Origin of the sequence: Ralstonia sp. SET104, from assembly GCF_003851545.1 — a bacterium.
GTDB lineage: Bacteria > Pseudomonadota > Gammaproteobacteria > Burkholderiales > Burkholderiaceae > Ralstonia.
Genome location: NZ_BHVX01000002.1, coordinates 373,281 through 392,399 on the forward strand (window position 1 = coordinate 373,281; position 19,119 = coordinate 392,399).

Consider the following 19,119-nt stretch of genomic DNA (forward strand, 5'->3'; position numbering starts at 1 on the left):
CCGCGTCGTGACTAAAGCCTGAATTATCGCACCAAAGCGCCCCGGCCGGGGTTTTCGGGCGCCCAATGCTGGCGCCGGCCCGTTTGTCGCGGAGGCTCGGAAGGTCTTGAGTTGATTGGGTTTTTGCCGCTATAATCGCAGGCTAAGCAGTCGCTGGCCGTATGGTCGGCGGCGCTTGAAATCGCGAGCCGCTTCACCGCGGGTGTCCTCCGTACCGCATGCGAAGGATGTCTGAGGCGGCTTTAGACCTAACCCGACTGGAGAATTTCATGTCCGTGACCATGCGCGAAATGCTGGAAGCCGGTGTCCACTTTGGCCACCAGACCCGCTTCTGGAACCCCAAGATGGCCCCCTTCATTTTCGGCCATCGCAACAAGATTCACATCATCAACCTGGAAAAGACGCTGCCGATGTACCAGGACGCACTGAAGTACGTGCGCCAGCTGGCAGCCAACCGGGGCACCATTCTGTTCGTCGGCACGAAGCGTCAGTCGCGCGAGATCCTGGCTGAAGAAGCCGCTCGTGCAGGTATGCCGTTCGTCGACAGCCGCTGGCTCGGCGGTATGCTGACCAACTTCAAGACGGTCAAGACCTCGATCAAGCGCCTGAAAGACATGGAAGTCGCCAAGGAAGCCGGTGCGACTGAAACCATGAGCAAGAAAGAAGCGCTGATGTTCGAGCGCGAAATGGACAAGCTGGTGAAGTCCATTGGCGGCATCAAGGACATGGGCGGCATTCCGGACGCCATCTTCGTGGTTGACGTTGGCTACCACAAGATTGCCGTGACCGAAGCTGCCAAGCTGGGCATTCCGGTGATCGGCGTGGTTGACACGAATCACTCGCCGGAAGGCATCGACTACGTCATTCCGGGTAACGACGACTCGAGCAAGGCTGTTGCACTGTACGTGCGCGGCGTGGCTGACGCGATCCTGGAAGGCCGCGCCAACGCGGTCCAGGAAGTGGTCGAAGCCGCTCGCGGCGGCGACGACTTCGTCGAAGTTCAGGAAGGCTAAAACACAAGAAGGCGTGCGCCCGCCGCTTGACTGCGCGGGACGCGTGCCAGGCTGCGCCGGGTGCAACGCATCCGGATCGATGGCCAGACAGGGGCGCGTAACGAACGCCCCTTTTTTTTGAAATTTGTCATGCGGATGCCCCATGCGCGTCGTATTTCGTGGGGCGGCCGGATGGAACCCGGACGACAGGCCGGCGTGAGGCGAAGACGCAAAGACGGATTCAGCACGCGACCGGACGACGATCTGAAACAAGGAGCATGAGAATGGCGGCAATTACCGCAAGCATGGTTGCAGAACTGCGCGCGAAGACCGACGCGCCGATGATGGAATGCAAGAAGGCCCTGACCGAAGCCGAAGGCAATCTGGAAAAGGCTGAAGAAATCCTGCGCGTGAAGCTGGGCAACAAGGCTGGCAAGGCTTCGAGCCGCGTCACCGCTGAGGGCGTGGTCGCAGCATTCGTCGACGGCACCACTGGCGCCCTGGTCGAAGTGAACTGCGAAACCGACTTCGTCTCGAAGAACGACGATTTCCTGGCGTTCACCAACGACGTTGCCAAGCTGATTGCTCAGAAGAACCCGGCTGACGTGGCTGCCCTGTCGGCCCTGTCGATTGGCGACGAAACGGTTGAAGCCGTGCGCACGCGCCTGATCGGCAAGATCGGCGAGAACATGACGATCCGCCGCTTCCAGCGTTTCGAGGGCACCCAGCTGACTTCGTACCTGCACGGCACCCGCATTGGCGTGATGGTGGCGTTCGAGGGCAACGAAGTGGCAGCCAAGGACGCTGCAATGCAGGCTGCCGCCATGAAGCCGGTGTCGCTTTCGGCTGATGATGTGCCGGCTGAGCTGGTCGCCAAGGAGCGTAGCGTTGCCGAGCAGAAGGCGGCGGAATCGGGCAAGCCGGCTGAAATCGTTGCCAAGATGGTGGAAGGCAGCGTGCAGAAGTATCTGAAGGAAGTCTCGCTGCTGAATCAGCCGTTCGTGAAGAACGACAAGCAGACCGTTGAGCAGATGCTCAAGGCTGCCAACACGACCGTGAAGGCTTTCACGTTGTACGTGGTGGGCGAGGGCATCGAGAAGAAGCAAGACGACTTCGCTGCTGAAGTGGCCGCCCAAGTGGCTGCTGCCAAACAGCAGGCGTAATGCTGCAGCGGCCGCTTCCAATGGTGCCGCAATCGACCCTCCGGCGCAGCCCGGGAGGTGTCGTTTTCATCATTGGCGCAGCCGTATAATGCCGAACAAACAGGGCACCGAAAGGTGCCCTGTTTGTAGGTGCAGCCTGCTTGCGCGGGCATCGTTGGGGGGGTGTCTTCTGACGGATTCCGCGCAAGAGGGTTGCGGTATGAGCGAAGTCCCCGCTCCATTCATCGTTGTCGTATCCGCAGCGTTATTTCCCCCTTTCCTGTCTCCCGTACCAGGAATCGTCACGAGGATATCCATGCCCGCCTATAAGCGCGTTCTACTCAAACTTTCCGGCGAAGCCCTGATGGGCGACGATGCCTTCGGCATCAATCGCAGCACCATCGAAGGGATGGTCAACGACATCGCCGAAATCGTGAAGCTGGGCGTGCAGGTGGCAGTGGTGATTGGTGGCGGCAACATTTTCCGCGGCGTCGCGGGCGGTGCGGCCGGCATGGACCGCGCCACGGCCGATTACATGGGCATGCTGGCCACCATGATGAACGCACTGGCTCTGCAGGACGCCATGCGCCACGCCAACCTCGAGGGCCGCGTGCAATCGGCGCTGCGCCTGGACCAGGTGGTTGAGCCGTATATCCGCCCTCGCGCAATTCGCCAACTGGAAGAAGGCAAGATTGTGATCTTCGCGGCCGGCACCGGGAACCCGTTCTTCACCACCGACACCGCCGCCGCGCTGCGCGGCTCGGAAATCGGTGCAGAGATCGTCCTTAAGGCCACCAAGGTCGATGGTGTCTACACCGCCGATCCAAAGAAGGACCCGAGCGCCACCCGCTACACCACAATTACCTTCGACGAAGCTATCTCGCGCAACCTGCAGGTGATGGATGCGACCGCTTTCGCTCTGTGCCGCGACCAGAAGCTGCCGATCAAGGTGTTCTCGATCCAGAAGCCGGGTGCACTTAAGCGCGTGATCATGGGTGAAGACGAAGGCACGCTGGTGCACGTCTAAGGCCGGCGATAAGCCCTCGTTGCGGGCGCCTTTTTTTACCGTTCGCTGACCCAGCGTAAATGGCGTTGGCGAACGGCTTCCATGTAAAATCGCCTATTGTCTTTTTGGTCTTGCCGGTGCCCTGTGTCGTGTTCCGGGGCATGTGTCCGGCAGGCCGCCGTTATCGTTCGGAGGAAGTATGAGCGTCGCCGATGTTAAAAAGAATACCGAGCAGAAGATGCGGAAGTCGATCGAGGCTCTCAAGACGGACCTGGCCAAGATCCGTACGGGGCGTGCCCACACCGGTCTGCTCGATCATGTGCAAGTCGATTACTACGGCTCGATGGTGCCGATCAGCCAAGTCGCCAACGTGACGTTGGTGGACGCACGCACGATCGGTGTGCAGCCGTGGGAAAAGAAAATGGTGCAAGCCGTTGAGAAAGCCATCCGTGAAGCGGATCTCGGCCTGAACCCGGCTACCATGGGCGACATCATCCGCGTGCCGACACCCGCGCTGACCGAAGAGCGCCGCAAGGAGTTGACCAAGGTTGTGAAGGGCGAGGGCGAAGATGCCAAGGTCGCTGTGCGCAACCTGCGCCGCGATGCCAACGAGCAGCTCAAGAAGCTGGTGAAGGACAAGGCCATCTCGGAAGACGACGAGCGTCGCGGTGGCGATGACGTCCAGAAGCTGACCGACAAGTTTGTCGCCGAGATCGACAAACTGGTCGCCGAGAAAGACAAGGAAATCATGACGGTGTAAGGCCGTCTTCTGTCGCTGGCGCATTGGGCGCAAGCGGCGGAAAGCCCGATTCATGCATATCAGTTCCACACTGGCGGTGCCCGACACCGCCGATACGCCACGCCACGTTGCCGTCATCATGGATGGTAACGGCCGCTGGGCTACCGAACGCCACCTGCCGCGCGTGGCTGGGCACAGCCGCGGCCTTGATGCGGTGCGTGCAACGGTTGAAGCGGCGGCACGCCGTGGCGTCGGTTACCTGACGTTGTTTGCCTTCAGCTCCGAAAACTGGCGGCGCCCGGCCGAGGAAGTCACCTTCCTGATGAAGCTGTTCATGACGGCGCTGCGCCGTGAGGTGAGCAAGCTGCACGACAATGGCATCCGCCTGCGCGTGGTGGGCGATTTGTCTGCGTTCAGCCCGCGCATCCAGTTGTTGATTCGCGAAGCGGAGGCCAAGACGGCTGCCAACCCTGGTCTGACCGTCACGATCCTCGCCAACTACGGTGGGCGCTGGGACATCCTGCAGGCAATGCGCGCCTTGCTGGTGGCGCAGCCGGGCATCGCGCCCGAGGGCATCACCGAAGAAATGCTTGCGCCGTACATGGCACTGGCCTATGCGCCGGAGCCGGACCTGTTCATCCGCACCGGTGGTGAGCAACGCATCAGCAACTTCCTGCTGTGGCAGCTTGCGTATTCTGAGCTGTACTTCACCGATCGCTACTGGCCCGATTTCGATGCTGCAGAGCTCGATCGCGCCTTTGCGTGGTACCGCAACCGCGAGCGCCGCTTTGGCCGCACCAGCGCGCAGCTCGAGCCCGATGTTCCCCCCGCGCTATCCGCCGGAGCCTGACACATGCTGCTGACTCGCGTCATTACCGCTGTCTGCCTGCTGATTGTCATCCTGCCCATTCTGTTCTTCGCGCCGCCCGCTGGTCTCGCCGGACTGGTGACGGTATTCGCCGCGCTCGCCGCGTGGGAGTGGGGGCGTCTTGTGCGCCTGCCAAGCTGGTGGGGGCCCGTTCTCTATGCGATTGCCGTCGTCATGCTGACGATTGCCTGGCACGATATTCCCGTTCGCGGGGATGTGCGGCCGCTGTTCCATGGCGCAGTGATCGCATGGGTGGTCGCCTGGGGCTTGTTGGCGGGTGGGGTGCGCGAGCTGCATGGGGTGCGCAAGATGGTGTTCACGCTGCTGGGCCTGGTGATGCTGCCGGCGTTTGTGCATGGCGCCATTGAACTGCGCACGCACGGTATCGCTTTCCTGCTTTCGGTGGCGGTGCTCGTGTGGGCGGCTGATGTGGGAGCCTATTTTGTCGGCAAGGCCATCGGTCGCCGCAAGCTGGCGCCGACCATCAGCCCAGGAAAGTCATGGGAAGGTGCGATCGGCGGGGCTGTTCTGGTTGCAGTGATCGCGACCGTGGCCGGCGTCACGCATTGGTTTGCTCCGACTTGGTTCTCGCACGAGTTCGATCAGCGTGGCACAGTCGTCGCCTTGGTGCTGACCATCTTGCTGGTGGCCGCAAGCATCGGCGGTGATTTGTTTGAATCCCTACTCAAGCGTCAGGTCGGCATGAAAGACAGCAGCCGCCTGTTGCCCGGCCACGGCGGCGTGCTCGATCGTATCGATGCACTGTTGCCGGTGTTTCCGCTGGCCGCGCTGCTGATTTCCTGAGGCATCTGAACATGATGCGTTTGACCGTTCTCGGTGCCACCGGCTCCATTGGCGACAGCACGCTCGACGTGGTGCGCCGTCATCCTGACAAACACAGCGTGGTCGCGCTGACCGCCAACGCACAGGCCGACAAGCTCGCCGCGTTGTGCCGCGAATTTCGCCCGCAGATGGCAGTGCTCGGTTCAGTGGCCGCGGCGGATGCATTGCGCGATCAGCTCGGTGCCGATGCCGCCGGCATTGAGATCCGTTCTGGCGCCCAGGCATTGGAAGAGGCCGCTGCCCATCCCGACTGCGATGCCGTGATGGCTGCCATCGTCGGTGCGGCCGGTTTGCGTCCCACGCTTGCCGCCGTGCGCGCCGGCAAGCGGGTGCTGCTGGCCAACAAGGAAGCGCTGGTGATGTCAGGCGCGCTCTTCATGGACGCCGTGCGCCAGCATGGCGCCACCGTGCTCCCGATTGACAGTGAGCATAACGCCATCTTCCAGTGCTTGCCGCAGCAAGCTCCACAATTTGGGCGCGGCGTGTCGCGTATCGTGCTGACAGCCTCGGGGGGGCCGTTCCGCACGCGCGCTGTCGATTCGCTCGCCGATGTCACGCCCGACCAGGCTTGCGCCCACCCAAACTGGGTCATGGGGAGAAAGATCTCAGTCGACTCCGCCACCATGATGAACAAGGGGTTGGAGGTGATCGAGGCGTACTGGCTGTTTGGTGTGCCGGTCGAGCATCTCGAGGTGCTGATTCACCCGCAGAGTGTCATCCATTCCATGGTCGGCTACGACGATGGCTCGGTGCTGGCGCAGCTCGGCAACCCCGACATGCGCACGCCGATCGCCTACGGCTTGGCGTATCCCGAGCGCATCGAAGCCGGTGTTCCGCTGCTGGACCTGGTGACCACAGGCACACTGACGTTCGAAGCTCCCGACCTGCGCCGCTTCCCGTGCCTGGGGTTGGCTTTTGACGCGCTGCGTGCCGGTGGCACGGCACCTGCTGTCCTGAACGCGGCCAATGAGGTGGCTGTCGAGGCATTTTTGCAGCGCCGCATCCGGTTCACCGATATTGCGGCCGTGGTGGGTGACACGCTCGCCCGAGCCTCTGTCGTTCCGGTCGACTCACTCGACACCGTTTTTGCCGCAGATGCGCAGGCGCGCCAGTACGCCGAGCGCTATATCGCGGCCGTGTGCGCACAACTGCCAGCCGCGTGAAAGCGCCCCGTCAGAGCGAGCAGGTAACATAGCGGTTTCGCGCGGGGCCAGCCCGCGCGTGCCCTTCAGTGCATCCGGAGAAGGTTTTGCAGACCGTTTTAGCGTTTGTCTTTGCGATCGCGGTACTGATCGTCATTCACGAACTGGGCCACTACAGCGTCGCGCGCCTGTGCGGCGTGAAGGTGCTCCGGTTTTCCGTCGGCTTCGGCAAGGTGTTGTTCCGCCGTGTGGGTCGCGGCCCTGACCGTACCGAATGGACGATCTGCGCCATTCCGCTGGGCGGCTACGTCAAGATGCTGGGCGAGGGTTCGCGAGATCCTGAGAAAGACCCGCCCATCCTCCCCGAAGACCTGCCGCGCACCTTCGACCACCAGCCTGTCTATAAGCGTTTCGCCATCGTGGCTGCGGGCCCGATTGCCAATTTCCTGCTCGCGATCGCGCTGTACGCAGTGCTGGCATGGGTCGGCGCGATCGAGCCGTTGCCTATCCTCGGCGCCCCCCCGGCTGGCAGCATTGCCGCCCAGGCCGACCTGCGTGCCAAGGACCACGTGATCGCAGTGGGTACGGATAGCGAGGCGCCCACGCCCGTACGTAGTTGGAGCGACGTCCGCATGCGCTTGTACTCGGCCGGCATCGCTGGGCGCGACGCGTTGGTGCAAGTGCGGGGCGCCAATGGCGCCGAGCGCACCGTCCGTCTGCATGGTCTGCCAAGTGCCGCCCGTACGCCGCAGGCTGACGTGATCGATCAGATTGGTCTGCGCTTGCTCGGCGGCCCAGTCACCATCGTCGATGTGCTGCCCTCGAGTGCGGCGGCGCGCGCGGGGTTGCAGGCCGGTGACCAGATCGTGCGCTTCGCGGGCCAACCTGCGGATCAGGCGATGGACCTCATTCGCCAGATCCGCGCCATGCCCGAGCAAAACGCGTCGATCGATATCCTGCGCAATGATCAGCCAATGACGTTGCCCGTTCGCCCAGATGCCGATGCCGATCCCAAAAACCCCACGGGGCCGAAGATCGGCAAGCTCGGCGCGCAGCTCAGCCAGAAGGTGGAAACGGCGATGATCCGGGACCAGCCGGTCGCCGCTGTCGGCCATGCCGTGCGCGAAGTGTGGCAGACCTCAGTCCTGTCGTTGCAGGTGCTGGGCAAGATGGTCGTCGGTCAGGCATCGCTGCAGAACCTGAGCGGGCCGATCACGGTGGCGGACTTTGCAGGCAAGGCGGCAAGCCTTGGCTGGCAGACATTTGTGAGCTTTCTCGCGTTGATCAGCGTCAGCCTCGGTGTGCTGAACTTATTGCCCGTTCCGGTATTGGATGGGGGGCATTTGCTGTATTATTGCGTGGAATTTTTGACTGGCCGACCCGTGCCGGAATCCTGGCAAGCAGTCCTTCAGAAGATCGGCGTCGCCTGCATCCTGCTTCTCACTTCGCTCGCCTTGTACAACGATTTGAGTCGGTTGTTTCTGACTCGTGGCTAGACCGTATTTGAGCTTCGTCGATAAGCCAAATCGTTGCCACCGGCGTGAGCGGGCAACTCAGGGTTTTGAAAACACTCAGAAGTGGATTCCGATTGAATCCAACTAGGGGATTAGATTGATCAGACAACATCGCTTCCCGCTCAGCGTGCTGGCGGCTTCCGTGCTGACCGTAACTGCCGGTCAGGCTCATGCAGTGGAGCCGTTCGTCGTCAAGGACATTCGCGTGGAGGGGGTGCAGCGCGTCGAGCCGGGCACCGTGTTCGGCTATCTGCCCGTGAAGGTTGGTGAGACCTTCACCGACGATAAGGGCGCCGAATCGATCCGCGCCCTCTACAACACCGGTTTCTTCAAGGATGTGCAGATCCGCTCCGAAGGCAATGTGCTGGTGGTGCGCGTGGAAGAGCGTCCGGCGATCTCGCAACTCGAGTTCATCGGCTTTAAGGAGTTCGACAAGGACGCCCTGCGTCGTACGCTGCGTGGCGTGGGTGTGGCTGAGGCCCGCTACTACGACAAGTCGCTGATCGACCGTGCCGAGCAGGAAATCAAGCGCCAGTACGTCTCGCGCGGCTACTACGCTGCCGAGGTAACCACCACCGTTACGCCCGTCGATGCCAACCGTGTGTCGATTACCTTCACGGTGGACGAAGGCCCGACCGCCAAGATTCGCCAGATCAATATCGTCGGCAACAAGGCTTTCAAGGAGGGCGACCTGCGCGACGAGATGCAGTTGTCCACGCCCAATTGGCTGTCGTGGTACACGAAGAACGATCTGTACTCCAAACAGAAGCTGACGGCTGACCTGGAAGCGCTGCGCTCGTTCTACCTCGATCGTGGCTACCTGGAGTTCGCCATCGAGTCGACCCAGGTGTCGATCACGCCGGACAAGAAGGACATCTACCTGACGCTGAACATCCACGAGGGTGAGCAGTACAAGGTGTCGGACATCAAGCTGACCGGCGAACTGCTGGGTAAGCAGGCCGAGATGGAGAAGCTCATCAAGCTCAAGCAGGGCGATGTGTTCTCATCGGCCAAGCTATCGTCGACGACCAAGTCGATCACCGATCTGCTTGGCACCTACGGCTACGCTTTTGCCACCATCAACCCGCAGCCCCAGATCAATCAGAAGGACCGTACGGTTGCACTCACGCTGGTGGTTGATCCTGGTCGTCGTGTGTATGTGCGTCGCGTCAACGTGGTTGGTAACAGCAAGACGCGCGACGAAGTTGTGCGCCGCGAGATGCGTCAGATGGAAGCTTCGTGGTTTGACGGCGAGAAACTGCAACTTTCGCAGAACCGCGTGAACCGCACCGGTTATTTTACTGATGCGAATATCACGACCGAAGACGTGCCTGGTACGACCGATCAGGTCGATGTGAATGTCAACGTGACCGAAAAGCCGACCGGCCAGATCAACCTCGGTGTGGGCTTCTCGTCGACCGACAAGCTGGTGCTATCGGCCGGTATTCGCCAGGACAACGTGTTCGGCTCCGGCACGAGCCTCGGCCTGGATGTGAACACGTCCAAGTCGAACCGCACCATTGCAGTGACGCAGTTCGATCCGTACTTCACCGTGGATGGCATCAGCCGTTCGACCGAGCTGTACTACCGCACGTACCGCCCGCTGTACTACACGGGCGACCAGGACTACCGCGTCGTGCAACAGGGCGGCAACGTCAAGTTCGGCGTGCCGTTCTCGGAAACCGATACCGTCTTCTTCGGCATCGGCTATGAGCGCACGACCATCGACGTGACAACCAACACGCCGCTGGCCTACCAGAACTACGTTGCGAAGAACGGCCGCATCACCAACAACTTCCCGATCACGATCGGTTGGTCGAAGGATCAGCGTGACAGCGCCCTCGTGCCGACACGCGGTCGCTACCAGCAGGCCAACCTGGAATTCGGTATCCCCGGTGGCGATCTGCAGTACTTCCGCGCGTACTACCAGCACCAGTACTTCTATCCGCTGTCGAAGTCGTTCACGATGGCGTTCAACAACGAAATCGGCTACGGCCACGGATACGGCGGCAAGGACTTCCCGGTCTTCAAGAATTACTACGCCGGCGGTATCGGCTCGGTGCGCGGTTACGAAACCAGCACGCTGGGCCCGCGCGACGCCAACGGTGTGGCCATTGGCGGTGCCAGCAAGTTTGTCGGCAACGTGGAATTCATCTTCCCGCTGCCGGGTTCGGGCGTGGATCGCACCGTCCGCCTGTTCACGTTCTTCGACTACGGTAACGTGTTCGCTGAAGGCCAGCCGTACAAGCTGGGCGACATGCGCTACTCCACTGGTTTCGGTCTGTCGTGGTTGTCGCCGATCGGCCCGCTGAAGATCAGCATGGGCTTCCCGATCAAGCGCAAGGCAGAAGATCAAACGCAACGCTTCCAGTTCCAAATCGGGACTGCATTCTAATTAATGACCGCATTCATCATGAAATCCACGCGCATCACGTTGTCCCGCATGGGCGTGTCCGCTGCTTTCGCCGCACTTGCCGCAGCCAGCTTTGCGCTGCCGGCTACGGCGCAGGAAGCGCGCATCGCTGCCGTCAACTCGGAGCGCATTCTGCGCGACTCGCAGCCCGCCAAGGCCGCCCAGGCCAAGCTGGAAACCGAGTTCGCTAAGCGCGATCGCGAACTGCAAGACATGGCAGCCAAACTCAAGGGCATGTCAGACAAGCTGGACAAGGATTCGGCAGTTTTGGCCGACTCGGATCGCACCCGCCGTCAACGCGAGCTGTCGGATCTGGATCGTGATTTCCAGCGCAAGCAGCGCGAATTCCGTGAAGACCTGAACCAGCGTCGCAATGAAGAGCTGGCCCAGGTACTCGAGCGCGCCAACCGCGTGATCCGCTCGATTGCGGAGCAGCGCAAGTACGATCTGATCGTGCAGGAAGCTGTGTACGTGAACCCGCGCATCGATATCACCGACGAGGTGCTCAAGGCGCTAAATTCGCAATCGGCGAAATGAGGTTGCTTCCATGTCGTTTTCGCTTGGTGAACTTGCTGCGTCGCTTGGCGCGACCGTCCAGGGTGACGCAAGCCTGATCGTCAAGTCGATCGCGCCGCTGGATCAAGCCGGCGCGGATCAGCTCGCTTTCCTTTCCAATCCGCTGTATCTCAATCAGGCTGTGGGCTCAGGTGCGGGCGCGATCATCGTGTCGCCTCGTGACTTGGAAACCCTCGAGAGCCAAGGCCACGCTGCTGGCCGGAACTGGCTGGTGGCGGGCAATCCATATGCTGCGTTTGCCCGTGTTGCCCAACGCTTCGTCGCGCTTGCAGCGCGCCCCGCTGTGCCGGGCGTTCATCCGAGTGCAAGCGTGGAAGAGGGCGCCACGGTGCCGGCATCGTGCTCGATCGGCCCGAACGTGACGATCGAGGCCGGTGCGGTGCTCGGCGAGCGTGTGCGTATCGCGGGCAACAGTTTCATTGGCGCGGGCGCCCGCATCGGCGACGACACGCTGCTCTATGCGAACGTTTCGATCTACCACGGCTGCGTAGTTGGTGCGCGCTGCATTCTGCATAGCGGAGTCGTGATCGGTGCGGATGGCTTTGGCTTTGCCCCCGACTTTGGTCCGCAGGGCGGCGAGTGGGTAAAGATTCCGCAGACCGGCCGAGCCGTGATCGGCGACGATGTGGAGATCGGCGCGAACTCCGCCATCGACCGCGGTGCGATGGCCGATACCGTGGTTGAGCGGGGCTGCAAGATCGACAACCAAGTGCAGATCGCGCACAACGTGCATGTGGGCGCGTACACCGTCATTGCAGGCTGCGCGGCCATTTCGGGCAGCACGAAGATCGGACGCTACTGCATCATCGGCGGTGCAGCCAATTTTGCTGGTCACCTGACCATTGCCGACCGCGTGACCGTCTCGGGCGGTACGTCAATTACCAAATCCATCACTAAACCCGGTGGCCATTTCACCAGCGTTTTCCCGTTCATGCCGCATGGCGACTGGGAACGTAACGCGGCCATCGTCCGAGGCCTGACGCGCATGCGCGAACGGTTGCAACAACTGGAACAGCAGGTCAAAGACCTGCGGCAACAATCATGACCGAAGCAACGAATGCGACGAGCGCGACGACCGGCCTCGTCAGCGATTTCAACATTAAGAAAATTCTCGATCTGCTGCCGCATCGCTACCCGATGCTGCTCGTTGATCGCGTGATCTCGTTGGAGCCGCGCAAATCGATTACGGCTATCAAGAACGTCACGTTCAACGAGCCGTTCTTCAACGGCCACTTCCCGGGTCACCCGGTGATGCCGGGCGTGCTGATGCTCGAGGCGCTGGCGCAAACCGCCGCGCTGCTGACCTTCGGCGAGGCCGATCACGAGCACAAGGAAAACCAGCTTTACCTGTTCGTGAGCATTGACGGGGCACGCTTCAAGCGACAGGTGACGCCTGGTGACCAACTCGTGATGACGGCGGAACTGCTGCGCTCGAAGAGCGGCATGTGGAAGTTCAAGGTGTACGGCAAGGTGGACGGCGAAGTTGCCGTGGAGGCCGAAATCATGTGTGCCGTGCGCGAAGACAAGTCCAAGGGCGAGGCATGACGCAAGCACAGAAGATCCACCCGACCGCGCTGATCGACCCGAAGGCCGAACTGGATTCGAGCGTCGAGATCGGCGCCTTCACGGTTGTGGGCCCGAACGTGCGGATGGGTGCGGGCACGCGCGTGGGCCACCACACGGTGGTCGAGGGATACACCACGCTCGGGCGCGATAACAGCATCGGCCACTTTGCGTCGGTGGGTGGCCGCCCGCAGGATATGAAGTACCGCGACGAGCCGACGCAGCTTATCGTCGGCGATCGCAACACCATTCGCGAATTCACCACGATCCATACCGGCACGGCGCAGGATGCCGGTATCACGTCCATCGGCGACGACAACTGGATCATGGCCTACGTGCACATCGCACATGATTGCCGCGTGGGCAACCACACGGTGTTCTCGAGCAACGCGCAAATTGCAGGTCACGTTGAGGTAGGTGACTGGGCAATCCTCGGCGGCATGTCAGGCGTGCACCAGTTCGTGCGTATTGGCGCGCATGCCATGCTCGGTGGTGCCTCGGCGCTGGTGCAGGATGTGCCGCCGTTCGTGATTGCCGCGAGCGACAAGGGCGGCAACAAGGCCGCACCGCACGGCATCAACGTGGAAGGCCTGCGCCGCCGCGGCTTCACGGCCGAGCAGATCACCGGTCTGCGCCAGGCATACAAGCTGCTCTACAAGAGTGACCTGAGCTTCGATCAGGCCAAGGCGGAAATCGCCGCGCAGATCGCTCAGGCGGATGACGCGCCGACGTGCGAGGTGCTGACCGCGTTTGCTGATTTCATCGCCGCCACCAAGCGCGGCATCGTGCGTTGAGCGAGCCCGGCATGCCGGTGCGCCGCATCGGCATGGTGGCTGGCGAGGCTTCCGGCGATTTGCTGGCCTCGCTGTTGCTCAAGGGGTTGCACGCACATCTGCCCGCTGACATCGCCTACAACGGCATCGGCGGCGAGCGCATGGCCGAGCAAGGTTTCCAGTCGAACTGGCCGATGCACAAGTTGTCGGTCAACGGCTACGTGGAAGTGCTCGGCCAACTGCGCGAGATTCTCGAGATCCGCAAGGAACTCAAGCAGGACTTGCTGGCCAAGCCGCCGCTTGCCTTCATCGGTGTCGATGCGCCGGACTTCAATTTCAACGTCGAGATCGCCATGCGGCAGGCGGGTGTGCCGGTGGTGCACTTCGTGAGCCCGTCGATCTGGGCGTGGCGTGCGGGGCGCATCAAGACGATCGCCCGTGCTGTTGATCACATCCTCTGCCTGTTCCCGTTCGAGCCCGAGATTTACGCCAAGGCGGGTATTCCGGCCACATACGTTGGCCATCCGCTGGCAGACGAGATTCCGTTGGTGCCGGACGTGGAAGGCGCACGCACGCGCCTGGGGTTGCCGCTGGGCCGCAAGGTCGTCGCCGTGCTGCCGGGCAGTCGCAATTCTGAAGTCAAGCATCTCGGGCCGACGCTGTTTGCCGCAATGTCGCGCATGCAGGCAGTTGAGCCGGATCTCGCTTTCGTACTGCCGGCGGCGAATGCCACACTGCGCGAACGCATTGATGCCATGCGCGCGGAGCACCCAGGCTTGCATCTGTGGGTGGTTGAGGGGCAGTCGCACGCAGCCATGGAGGCGGCCGACGTGATCCTGCTGGCCAGCGGTACGGCCACACTGGAAGCCGCGCTGTACAAGAAGCCGATGGTGATCACCTATAAGGTGCCCTGGCTGACGGCGCAGATCATGAAGCGCAAAGGCTATCTGCCGTACGTGGGGTTGCCGAACATCCTGTCCGGCCGCTTTGTCGTGCCGGAGCTGCTGCAGGATGACGCGACGCCAGAGGCGCTCGCGCGCGAAACGCTGCTGCAACTGAGCGACCACGGAAACGCCACGTTCCTGCGCGAGCACTTCACGCAGATGCACCTGACGCTCAAGCAGAACATGGCGGAGATCGGCGCGAAAGTCGTGGTCGATCTGCTGCGCAGTCGCGGTAAGCTCTGAGTCCATGGTTTCTCGCACAACCAATCCCGATCAGCTTGGCCTGCTGCTCTCGCAAGCGCCGGCGGCCAAGCGTGCGCGCCGCATCCTGTGCGGTGTGGATGAGGCGGGGCGCGGGCCATTGGCCGGGCCGGTGACGGCCGCCGCCGTTGTTCTCAATCCGCGCAGGCCGATCAAGGGCTTGGCCGACTCCAAGATACTGACTGCCAAGAAGCGCGAAGCGCTATACGACGAGATTGTCGAAAAGGCGCTCGCCTGGCACGTGGCCGAAGCCACCGTCGAGGAAATCGATCGCATCAACATCCTGCATGCAACCATGCTGGCCATGCAGCGTGCGGTGCAGGGCGTGGCCGCATTGGGTACGCTGCCCGATCTCGTGCAGGTGGATGGCAACCGTTGCCCGCAGGTAGCGTTTGCGGTGGAGGCCATCGTCAAGGGGGATGCGCTGGTGCCGGCCATTTCGGCTGCGTCCATCTTGGCCAAGGTCACGCGTGACCGCCAACTGGCGGCGCTGCATGTCGAGTTTCCGCTCTACGGTTTTGATGTGCACGCGGGCTATGGCACGCCACAGCATCTGGCGGCGATCGACTTGCATGGTGTGACGCCGCATCATCGCCGCTCGTTCGCGCCCGTTCGCCGCGCGCTGGAGGGCTCGACTGCTATCGGCAGCGAGGCCACGGCCGCGGGCAGCGCGTGGGACGACTGACCTTTTTTCGCTGGGCCAATTCGTGAAGCACATCACTTCCCGCGACAATGCGGTGTTCAAGCATCTCAAGGCGCTTTCGGGCTCGACGCAGCATCGTCGGCGCGCGGGGCAATCCGTGCTCGATGGTGTGCATCTGGTTGTGGCGTATCTGGATGCGGGCCGTACGCCGGCGCAATGCCTGGTGTCAGAGCGCCATATCAGGCACCCGGAAGTGGCCGCTGTGCTCGATCGCATTGATCCGGAAACCGTGATCCTGCTGGCGGATAACCTGTTTGGCCAGCTCACCACGGTGGTCAACGGTATCGATCTGATGGCCCTGATCGACACGCCGGAAGGCACGCTGCCGCAAGCCATTGATGCGGACTGCGTCATCCTCGATGGCATTCAGGATGCCGGCAATGTTGGCTCCATCTTGCGCTGCGCGGCAGCGGCGGGTGTGCGCGACGTGTTCATGACAGCAGGCTGCGCGTTCGCGTGGTCAGCCAAGACGTTGCGGGCGGCCATGGGTGCGCATTTCCATCTGAATATCGTCGAGCATTGCACGTTTGCGAGCGTGCATTCGCGCCTGCAGGTGCCGCTGCTGGCGACCTCCTCGCATGCCAGGCAGGCGGTGTTCGATGTTGCCCTCAATGCCCCCGTTGGCTGGGTGTTTGGTAACGAAGGTGCAGGCGTGTCGGACGAGTGGCTTGCCGCCGTCACAACGCCGGTGACGATTCCCCAGCCGGGCGGCATGGAATCGCTTAATGTGGCTGCCGCAGCAGCGATCTGCCTGTTCGAGGCCGTGCGCCAACGCCGCGCGCGCTAAATCCCTCCTTTTCCTGTCGGCTACCGGTCATACGGCGTTTTCAAACGCCAGAAAAGTCCCGCATTGACTTTGCCATTGAGTAATGGAACATTGAGCGCGGAGCCATTGAGGCCCCCTTGATAACCAGACTCATGGAGACCGGCCATGCCGAACCCTACCCTGGCGCGCGTCCATGTCGACGAGCTCGCCCAGTTTCGCGAAATCCAGCAACTTGCCTACGCGTGCGTCGAGGCCGTCGGGGGCATGTTGCGCCCCGGCATGACAGAGAAAGACGCGGCCAGGCTGCTCACTGAATGGCTGAGCGACCGTGGCGTGCATGACTGGCTGCACAAGCCGTTCGCCTGGTTTGGTGATCGCACGGCGTTCCAGGGTTTTTCGGGCCTGACGCACATGGCCGGCTTCAACCTGGCGTTCTTCCCGTCGTCGCGCCGGCTGGAGGAAAACATGCCGGTCATCCTTGATGTCGCACCGGTGCGCAATGGTGTGATCGCCGATGTGGGCTATGCCACGTGTCTGGGCGAGAACGTCATCCTCGAACAGTTGCAGGACGACCTGATGGCGCATCGAGAGTTGATCGTTCGCCTGATCCGCGAGCGTCGTTCGATGGCCGATGTGGCGCGCGCGGTGGACCAGCTCTGCATGAAGCAAGGGGTGGAGCCGCGCCACAAGGCATATCCATTCAAGGTGCTGGCGCATCGCGTGGCCAAGCTGGAAAGCCCGTCCAGGCCGCGCTTCGTGGCGCGCTTCGGGCTGAATGCCACGCGCAATCTGGTCCTCGACCAGGTGCGCAGCGGCAAGCAGGAGGGGTGGTCGCCGCTGTGGTCGATTGATCGGCGATCCGAGCACGCGCCGGTGCCGGGTCTGTGGGCCGTCGAACCGCACCTGGGTTTCCACGGCGTGGGCGCGAAGTTCGAAGAGCTGCTCGTTATCACCGAAGACGACGCGTACTGGCTGGACGACGACCTGCCGCACGTGCGCCGCTGGCAGCAGCGCCAGCTTGCGCATCAATGCGCCGCTTAAAGCACGAGGAGGCGACCATGAAAACGCTCCTTGAAGAGGCCCCGCTGTCGCTGTTCGAGCCGGCCGCTGTCTTGCCGCCCGAGGAACATTCGAAGCGTACGGTGCAATCCGGCGACGTCACGCTCGCCGTCAGAACCTGGGGTGAACCTGCACGCCCCACCGTCGTGCTGGTCCACGGTTATCCGGACAACAGCGAGGTCTGGCACGAGATGGCACCGCTGCTTGCGCGCGACTACTACGTCATTGCTTATGACGTGCGCGGTGCCGGGCAATCGAGTTCACCCAATGGGATGCGCAACTACACCTTTGCGCGGCTGACCGACGACTTCATCGCTGTCATCGATGCGTTGAGCCCGACCACGCCTGTTCACCTGATCGCGCACGACTGGGGTTCGATCCAGTCTTGGGAGTTCGTGACGGAGGAACGCCTGCGTGGGCGCATTGCGTCATACACGTCGTGCTCGGGCCCGTGCCTGGACCACGTGGGGCACTGGATGCGCGCGCGGCTGCTGCGGCCGACGCCGTCGGCGCTGGGCAAGATGTTGGGGCAGCTTGTGCGCTCGTGGTACGTGCTGCCGTTCCATCTGCCGATCGTGCCGGAATTGAGCTGGCGCCTGTGGCTGGGCCTGGCCTGGCCGCATGTGCTGCGGCGCGTGGAGAAGACCACTATCGTGCCGCGCGCTACGCAAACTGCAGACGGCGTGCGCGGTGTCTCGTTGTATCGGGCCAACTTTATCCGCAGCCTGTTCACTCCGCGCAAGCGCGTTGCGCACGCGCCGGTGCAGGTGATCGTGCCGACGCTGGACAAGTACGTCAGCCCGGCCTTGTCGGAAGACCTCTCGCGCTGGGTGCCGCAGTATTGGCGGCGTGAAGTCGTGGCGCGGCACTGGCTGCCCGTTACGCACGCCGCGCGCATGGCAGAGATGGCGCGTGAGCTGATCGAGCATGCCGAGGGCAAGCCGGAATCCGAAGCACTCCAGCGCGCCCGTCAGCATGACGAGCGCAAACCGCTTACCGGCAAGCTGGCCGTCATCACCGGTGCGGGCAGCGGCATCGGCCGTTGTGCGGCGCTGGAGTTTGCCGAGCAGGGCGCCGCCATCGTTGCTGTCGACATCCGTGCCGAAGACGCCGAGCGCACCGCCACCCTCATCCGCCTTACGGGCGGCAAGGCATGGGCAAGCACCGTCGACGTTGGTAACGCTGAACAAATGGAAGCACTGGCCGACTGGGTCGGCAAAGAGCTGGGCGGCGCTGACATTGTCGTCAACAACGCGGGCATCGGTATGGCGGGCGGCATTGTCAACACGTCCGAGCGTGATTGGCAACGCATCCTGCACGTGAACGTGTGGGGCGTGATTCACGGCGCGCGGCTGTTTGCCAGGCAGATGGTGGCGCGCGGACAGGGCGGCCACATCCTGAATACCGCCTCAGCCGCCGCGTTTGCACCGTCCCGCGATCTTGCAGCCTATGCGACGACGAAGGCTGCGGTGCTCATGCTGTCCGAATGCATGCGCGGCGAGTTGGCCGGGCAGGGTATCGGCGTGTCGGCCATCTGCCCGGGTTTTGCCGAGACTGGGATCATGGCCTCCACCGTCTACACCGGCACGACCGAGGTGCAACAGGCCCAATTGCGCGCCCGCGCAATCAAGCTCTACCAGTTGCGCGGTCTCAAGCCTGAAACCGTGGCCAAAGCGATGCTGCGCGCCGTGCTGGGCAACAAGCCCGTCGTCACCATCGGTATCGAGGCGCATTCGTCGCGCTTCATCTCGCGCTATGCGCAATGGCTCGCCCGGCTGATTGCGCGCGTGAGCATGGCGGGGCATTGAACCCGCA

18 protein-coding genes are annotated in these 19,119 nt (G+C 62.5%); all 18 read left to right on the forward strand.

Annotated features, from left to right (window positions below):
• Positions 1 to 269 precede the first annotated feature (269 nt).
• Complete coding sequence (gene rpsB, locus PSUB009319_RS04340; RefSeq protein ID WP_004626667.1) at positions 270 to 1,013, forward strand: 30S ribosomal protein S2; 744 nt, start codon at positions 270 to 272, stop codon at positions 1,011 to 1,013.
• Between the two features lie 263 nt (positions 1,014 to 1,276).
• Positions 1,277 to 2,155: a translation elongation factor Ts gene (gene tsf / locus PSUB009319_RS04345; protein WP_124381019.1), complete on the forward strand. Its 879-nt coding sequence runs from the start codon at positions 1,277 to 1,279 to the stop codon at positions 2,153 to 2,155.
• A 295-nt stretch (positions 2,156 to 2,450) separates the two neighbouring features.
• A complete protein-coding gene (pyrH, locus tag PSUB009319_RS04350; protein ID WP_039595868.1) occupies positions 2,451 to 3,161 on the forward strand; it encodes a UMP kinase in 711 nt (236 codons plus the stop codon).
• A gap of 178 nt (positions 3,162 to 3,339) precedes the next feature.
• Positions 3,340 to 3,900 (forward strand): ribosome recycling factor, encoded by a 561-nt coding sequence (gene frr / locus PSUB009319_RS04355; RefSeq protein WP_124381020.1) that lies wholly within the window; start codon positions 3,340 to 3,342, stop codon positions 3,898 to 3,900.
• 52 nt (positions 3,901 to 3,952) lie between these two features.
• A complete protein-coding gene (gene uppS, locus PSUB009319_RS04360) occupies positions 3,953 to 4,729 on the forward strand; it encodes a polyprenyl diphosphate synthase (protein ID WP_124381021.1) in 777 nt (258 codons plus the stop codon).
• A gap of 3 nt (positions 4,730 to 4,732) precedes the next feature.
• Positions 4,733 to 5,551, forward strand: coding sequence for a phosphatidate cytidylyltransferase (locus tag PSUB009319_RS04365; RefSeq protein ID WP_124381022.1), 819 nt, complete (start codon positions 4,733 to 4,735; stop codon positions 5,549 to 5,551).
• An 11-nt stretch (positions 5,552 to 5,562) separates the two neighbouring features.
• Positions 5,563 to 6,753, forward strand: a complete 1,191-nt coding sequence (ispC, locus tag PSUB009319_RS04370) for a 1-deoxy-D-xylulose-5-phosphate reductoisomerase (protein WP_124381023.1) — start codon at positions 5,563 to 5,565, stop codon at positions 6,751 to 6,753.
• Between the two features lie 86 nt (positions 6,754 to 6,839).
• On the forward strand, positions 6,840 to 8,228 hold the full coding sequence (gene rseP, locus PSUB009319_RS04375) for an RIP metalloprotease RseP (protein ID WP_124381079.1): 1,389 nt from the start codon (positions 6,840 to 6,842) through the stop codon (positions 8,226 to 8,228).
• A 115-nt stretch (positions 8,229 to 8,343) separates the two neighbouring features.
• Positions 8,344 to 10,641 carry an outer membrane protein assembly factor BamA gene (gene bamA, locus PSUB009319_RS04380; RefSeq protein WP_124381024.1) on the forward strand — a complete coding sequence of 766 codons (2,298 nt, stop codon included), beginning with the start codon at positions 8,344 to 8,346 and terminating at the stop codon, positions 10,639 to 10,641.
• 3 nt (positions 10,642 to 10,644) lie between these two features.
• Positions 10,645 to 11,196 (forward strand): OmpH family outer membrane protein, encoded by a 552-nt coding sequence (locus PSUB009319_RS04385; protein ID WP_124381025.1) that lies wholly within the window; start codon positions 10,645 to 10,647, stop codon positions 11,194 to 11,196.
• Positions 11,197 to 11,206: 10 nt separating this feature from the next.
• Positions 11,207 to 12,280, forward strand: coding sequence for a UDP-3-O-(3-hydroxymyristoyl)glucosamine N-acyltransferase (gene lpxD / locus PSUB009319_RS04390; RefSeq protein ID WP_124381026.1), 1,074 nt, complete (start codon positions 11,207 to 11,209; stop codon positions 12,278 to 12,280).
• Positions 12,277 to 12,780, forward strand: coding sequence for a 3-hydroxyacyl-ACP dehydratase FabZ (gene fabZ, locus PSUB009319_RS04395; protein ID WP_124381027.1), 504 nt, complete (start codon positions 12,277 to 12,279; stop codon positions 12,778 to 12,780). Before lpxD ends, fabZ begins: the two co-directional genes overlap by 4 nt.
• Positions 12,777 to 13,592: an acyl-ACP--UDP-N-acetylglucosamine O-acyltransferase gene (lpxA, locus tag PSUB009319_RS04400; RefSeq protein WP_124381028.1), complete on the forward strand. Its 816-nt coding sequence runs from the start codon at positions 12,777 to 12,779 to the stop codon at positions 13,590 to 13,592. The genes fabZ and lpxA overlap by 4 nt, the downstream gene beginning before the upstream one ends.
• A gap of 11 nt (positions 13,593 to 13,603) precedes the next feature.
• Positions 13,604 to 14,758, forward strand: coding sequence for a lipid-A-disaccharide synthase (lpxB, locus tag PSUB009319_RS04405; protein ID WP_124381029.1), 1,155 nt, complete (start codon positions 13,604 to 13,606; stop codon positions 14,756 to 14,758).
• Positions 14,759 to 14,762: 4 nt separating this feature from the next.
• On the forward strand, positions 14,763 to 15,461 hold the full coding sequence (rnhB, locus tag PSUB009319_RS04410; RefSeq protein WP_124381030.1) for a ribonuclease HII: 699 nt from the start codon (positions 14,763 to 14,765) through the stop codon (positions 15,459 to 15,461).
• A gap of 22 nt (positions 15,462 to 15,483) precedes the next feature.
• Positions 15,484 to 16,266: an RNA methyltransferase gene (locus PSUB009319_RS04415; RefSeq protein WP_124381031.1), complete on the forward strand. Its 783-nt coding sequence runs from the start codon at positions 15,484 to 15,486 to the stop codon at positions 16,264 to 16,266.
• Positions 16,267 to 16,410: 144 nt separating this feature from the next.
• The gene (locus PSUB009319_RS04420) at positions 16,411 to 17,286 is read left to right on the forward strand and encodes a M24 family metallopeptidase (RefSeq protein ID WP_124381032.1); all 876 of its coding nucleotides are present in this window, start codon (positions 16,411 to 16,413) and stop codon (positions 17,284 to 17,286) included.
• Between the two features lie 17 nt (positions 17,287 to 17,303).
• The gene (locus PSUB009319_RS04425; RefSeq protein ID WP_124381033.1) at positions 17,304 to 19,112 is read left to right on the forward strand and encodes an SDR family oxidoreductase; all 1,809 of its coding nucleotides are present in this window, start codon (positions 17,304 to 17,306) and stop codon (positions 19,110 to 19,112) included.
• The last annotated feature ends 7 nt before the right edge of the window (positions 19,113 to 19,119 follow it).

Bases quoted from the DNA above. Each gene is read 5' to 3' on its own strand.
- frr (WP_124381020.1), top strand. From the start codon at position 3,340: ATGAGCGTCGCCGATGTTAAAAAGAATACCGAGCAGAAGATGCGGAAG.
- pyrH (WP_039595868.1), top strand. From the start codon at position 2,451: ATGCCCGCCTATAAGCGCGTTCTACTCAAACTTTCCGGCGAAGCCCTG.
- uppS (WP_124381021.1), top strand. From the start codon at position 3,953: ATGCATATCAGTTCCACACTGGCGGTGCCCGACACCGCCGATACGCCA.
- PSUB009319_RS04385 (WP_124381025.1), top strand. From the start codon at position 10,645: ATGACCGCATTCATCATGAAATCCACGCGCATCACGTTGTCCCGCATG.
- PSUB009319_RS04425 (WP_124381033.1), top strand. From the start codon at position 17,304: ATGAAAACGCTCCTTGAAGAGGCCCCGCTGTCGCTGTTCGAGCCGGCC.
- PSUB009319_RS04365 (WP_124381022.1), top strand. From the start codon at position 4,733: ATGCTGCTGACTCGCGTCATTACCGCTGTCTGCCTGCTGATTGTCATC.
- lpxB (WP_124381029.1), top strand. From the start codon at position 13,604: ATGCCGGTGCGCCGCATCGGCATGGTGGCTGGCGAGGCTTCCGGCGAT.
- ispC (WP_124381023.1), top strand. From the start codon at position 5,563: ATGATGCGTTTGACCGTTCTCGGTGCCACCGGCTCCATTGGCGACAGC.
- lpxA (WP_124381028.1), top strand. From the start codon at position 12,777: ATGACGCAAGCACAGAAGATCCACCCGACCGCGCTGATCGACCCGAAG.
- rnhB (WP_124381030.1), top strand. From the start codon at position 14,763: ATGGTTTCTCGCACAACCAATCCCGATCAGCTTGGCCTGCTGCTCTCG.
- PSUB009319_RS04420 (WP_124381032.1), top strand. From the start codon at position 16,411: ATGCCGAACCCTACCCTGGCGCGCGTCCATGTCGACGAGCTCGCCCAG.
- rpsB (WP_004626667.1), top strand. From the start codon at position 270: ATGTCCGTGACCATGCGCGAAATGCTGGAAGCCGGTGTCCACTTTGGC.
- lpxD (WP_124381026.1), top strand. From the start codon at position 11,207: ATGTCGTTTTCGCTTGGTGAACTTGCTGCGTCGCTTGGCGCGACCGTC.
- tsf (WP_124381019.1), top strand. From the start codon at position 1,277: ATGGCGGCAATTACCGCAAGCATGGTTGCAGAACTGCGCGCGAAGACC.
- fabZ (WP_124381027.1), top strand. From the start codon at position 12,277: ATGACCGAAGCAACGAATGCGACGAGCGCGACGACCGGCCTCGTCAGC.